The sequence below is a fragment of the Desulfobacula sp. genome, from assembly GCF_030611305.1.
GTDB lineage: Bacteria > Desulfobacterota > Desulfobacteria > Desulfobacterales > Desulfobacteraceae > Desulfobacula.
In genome coordinates this window covers 1-3,775 of the sequence record NZ_JAUWQB010000158.1, presented here as the reverse complement: position 1 = coordinate 3,775, position 3,775 = coordinate 1, and the positions used below count along the sequence as shown (strand labels likewise).

Genomic DNA, 3,775 nt, shown 5'->3' with positions numbered 1-3,775 from the left:
CTTCTTAGCAGTGGCCTTCTTAGCAGTGGCCTTCTTTATTTTTTCCTTTTCCTTATCTACAAGCTTGATCCCAAGCTTTTTAAATTGCATAACTATATCTTCAATCTGATCCAATGATTTTAAATCATCGGACATTGCATCGTTAATTTCGGCAAAAGAGAGAGAACCATTTTTTTCACCTTTTTTAACAAGTTTTTGTAATTCTTTCTTACTAATCATTACATCCTCTCCAGACTTATTTGTCTTACCTGCCATAAAATGCCTCCCAAAGGCTCAAAATTATAACCGATCATGTAATTGCTGAATTTCTGCCTGCTTTTGTTTCAATAGGTCCATCAAATCAGAATCACAGCCCTTTTCCGCACTTATAATTTTACTATTTAAAGTGTTTTCCTGTTTTGTTCTTACTCTTATAATTCTATTCATTAGTGACAGAGCTGTCTTGCGAATATCTTCCAAAAAAAAATCATCTATAACATAAGAAGCGATAAGTTCTTGGTCCTCGTTCTTTTCCATTCTTGCCATAACATCTGTGATGAAGGCTTTTTTACCAGGATCCACACTTATAATTTTCTTTGCTATGCGCTTTAATTTTTCAGAATAAAAATGATCTAAAACATCTCTGTTTTTTATTTCACCTATGATTTCAGGATAATTGAGCATCAGTGAAATCATCTGTTCTTCTCTTCGATCAGATTCCAGTTTATCTTCATTCTTTTTTGTATCCATCAAAGATGACCTTTTCGCAGTACGTTTTAAATATAGTTCTCTGACCTTCTCCAAGACTGCTTTTTCATCTATATTCAATGTTTCGGCAAGTTCTTTTACATATAAAGATCTTAATGCACTATCCTGAATTAAAATTAACTGCTGTTTCATATCATCTAAAATTCTGATCCGGCCCTCAACAGACAGCCCATGTGCATCAATGGAGACCTGTAAAAGAAATTGCATGATAGTTTTGGCATTTGATGCGAGTTTATTAAATGCTTCATGCCCATGTTTTACCACATAGGAATCCGGATCATGCCCTTCCGGAAGCACAAGCACTCTTGTATCAACTCCCTCTTTCAAGAAAATTTTAATACTTCTTTTTGCTGCATTGATTCCAGCAGCATCAGAATCAAAAACAAGCACCATCCTGGACGCATATCCTTTAAGTATCCTCACGTGATCTGGTGTTAATGCAGTGCCAAGACTTGCTACGGTGTTTTTGATACCGTGTTGATAGAGGGATAAAAAATCAAAATAACCCTCAACAATATAAACAAACCCTGCCTGTCTGCAAAATTGTTTTGCTGCATGAAGGCCATAAAGAATACGACTTTTGTTATAGACAGGTGTTTCCGGAGAATTCATATATTTGGGCATGGCATCATCCATCACTCTGCCGCCGAAACCAGCCACCTGCATGTTCACATCAAAAATTGGAAACATGATCCGGTTTCTGAACCTGTCATAATACCCGGTCTTTTGTTTTTTTTCCAAAATCAAGCCGCATTGAGCGGCTGTATTTTTAGAAATTTTTTGATCTCTTAAGACCTTAACAACGGATTCCCAACTGTCAGGAGAATACCCCAGTCTAAACTGTTGAATAATATCTTCAGAAATATCTCTTTGTTTCAAGTATTTTCTTGCCGTATCTGCCCCGCTTGATTTTCCCAGGGTATCAAAATACATTCCCATAACAGTCTTATTTAACCGGAATAAACTCTCTTTAAGATGGAGCTCTCTTCTTTTTGCAGGATCAATTTCTTTAGTTTCAATTGTTATATTATACCTGCGAGCCAGCATTTTTGCAGCCTCAGGAAAAGTAATCCCGTGATATTTCATGATAAAAGACAATACATTTCCACCCGCAGTGCAACCGAAACAATGAAAAATCTGTTTGCTTGCATTTACAGAAAAAGAGGGCGTCTTTTCAGAATGGAATGGACATAAACCAAAAAAGTTTCTTCCGGATTTTTTTAAAATAACGGTCTCTGAAATTATATCAACAATATCTGAAGTATTTAGAATCTCTGAAATTTTTTCTTCAGGAATGTACATCTTGATGGCGCTGACTCCAAAATTTAACGGTTATGCAAGTAAAATAAGCTAAGTATTTAAAATCACATGTCAATAATTATCTTTAGGGATAATTGTTATTTTGAAATCCCAATAGCCTCTTTTAAATCAAGGCTTCCCTCATAAAGGGCTCTACCGGTAATAACACCGGTCACACCTTTATTTTCTATTTCAAGAAGGTTTTTAATATCCTGAATTGTACTGACCCCGCCGGATGCTACAATGGGAATTGAAACTGCGTCTGCCAGGGCTGCTGTTTCTTCAATATTCGGACCTGTCTGCATGCCGTCCCTGTGAATATCAGTAAAATTTATTGCCGCAACACCGCAGGACTCAAACTCCTTTGCAAGATCAATTGCTTTTGTTTCAGAGGTCCGGCTCCATCCTTCAACTGCAACCATACCATCCCTTGCATCAATTCCAACGACAATTTTACCTTGAAATTGTTGACAGGCATCTTTGACAAGGCCTGGATTATAGAGAGCTTCGCTTCCAATAATGACTTTTGAAACGCCTGTATTAACGTACATTTCAATGGTTTTCAAGTCTCTGATGCCACCCCCTACTTGTATGGGGACATTAATCCCTGCTAAAATATCCCGGATGGTTTGAAGGTTTTTTACTTGTTTTGCAAAGGCACCGTCAAGATCTATAACATGAATAAGAGAGGCTCCTTGAGATTCCCATCTTTGGGCCATTTTTACAGGATCATCCGAATAATAAGTGGTCTCTTCCATCCGGCCCTGTAACAGTCGGACACATTTGCCTTGTTTAATATCAACAGCAGGTATAATTATCATTGACTTCCACTATATTTTTTATAAATTCATTAACCATTTGGTATGTGTAAACCAACTACAATAGAGTTCCCTTGCTGGACAGGGCACCGGAAATGTTTTTATCAATTCTGGTGGACATATGCAAGGATCTTCCAAAGGCCTTGAAAATTGATTCAAGAACATGATGCTCATTTACACCATAATACGAATTAATATGAAGATTAAATGCACCTTGAACACAAAAGGATTGAAAAAATTCTTTGGCAAGATAGGTGTCGAATTCCCCTTTTACTCTAAGATCATCTGGAAAATTATAGACAAAATACGGCCTGTTTGACAGATCTATTGTAACCCTGGACAAGGCATCATCCATAGGCACACTGCTGTCACCAAACCGGACAATTCGTTTTTTGTTTTCTAGTGTTTTTGAAAGCGCCTGCCCAAGGACCAGCCCGACATCTTCTACTGTATGATGGTAATCAACCTCAAGATCTCCTTTGGCATTAATATCAAGATCAAAAAAACCGTGAACGGAAAAAGCGGTAAGCATATGATCAAAAAAAGGTATCCCGGTTGAAATATCAACCTTGCCTGAACCGTCTAAATTAAAATGGACATTTATTTCAGTCTCTTTTGTTTTTCGGGAAACGCTCGTCTTTCGATTCATAAGAAAATCCTTGAATTGCGGTTAAACCAGTATTAATCAACTCATACATGAATAAAATTCAATAAAAACGAATCTTTAATAATACACAAATCAAGATTTCTTGTCAAATATTTTATTTTGCTCTGGATATTTGCCATAAGGTGAGAGCAAATCATAACAACCCTGTGGATGACATGAGTTATTGCAGCGTCGTTTAAATAAAAGTGGTGAGATATGAGTTGTGAGTTGGAGATATAAAATAAGGAGGCTGCTATTTTCAGAA

General features: G+C 36.8%; 4 protein-coding genes. All 4 read right to left on the bottom strand.

Going from position 1 to position 3,775, the window contains the following annotated elements:
* Positions 1–255 (bottom strand): RNA polymerase sigma factor region1.1 domain-containing protein (locus QAI40_RS17060; protein WP_304511932.1); only part of this gene is annotated, 255 nt, incomplete at its 3' end.
* A gap of 24 nt (positions 256–279) precedes the next feature.
* Entirely contained in the window at positions 280–2,049 is a 1,770-nt protein-coding gene (gene dnaG / locus QAI40_RS17055) for a DNA primase (RefSeq protein ID WP_304511931.1), read from the bottom strand.
* Positions 2,050–2,144: 95 nt separating this feature from the next.
* A complete protein-coding gene (hisA, locus tag QAI40_RS17050; protein WP_304511930.1) occupies positions 2,145–2,867 on the bottom strand; it encodes a 1-(5-phosphoribosyl)-5-[(5-phosphoribosylamino)methylideneamino]imidazole-4-carboxamide isomerase in 723 nt (240 codons plus the stop codon).
* Positions 2,868–2,922: 55 nt separating this feature from the next.
* Positions 2,923–3,513, bottom strand: coding sequence for an imidazoleglycerol-phosphate dehydratase HisB (gene hisB, locus QAI40_RS17045; protein ID WP_304511929.1), 591 nt, complete (start codon positions 3,511–3,513; stop codon positions 2,923–2,925).
* Positions 3,514–3,775 lie beyond the last annotated feature (262 nt).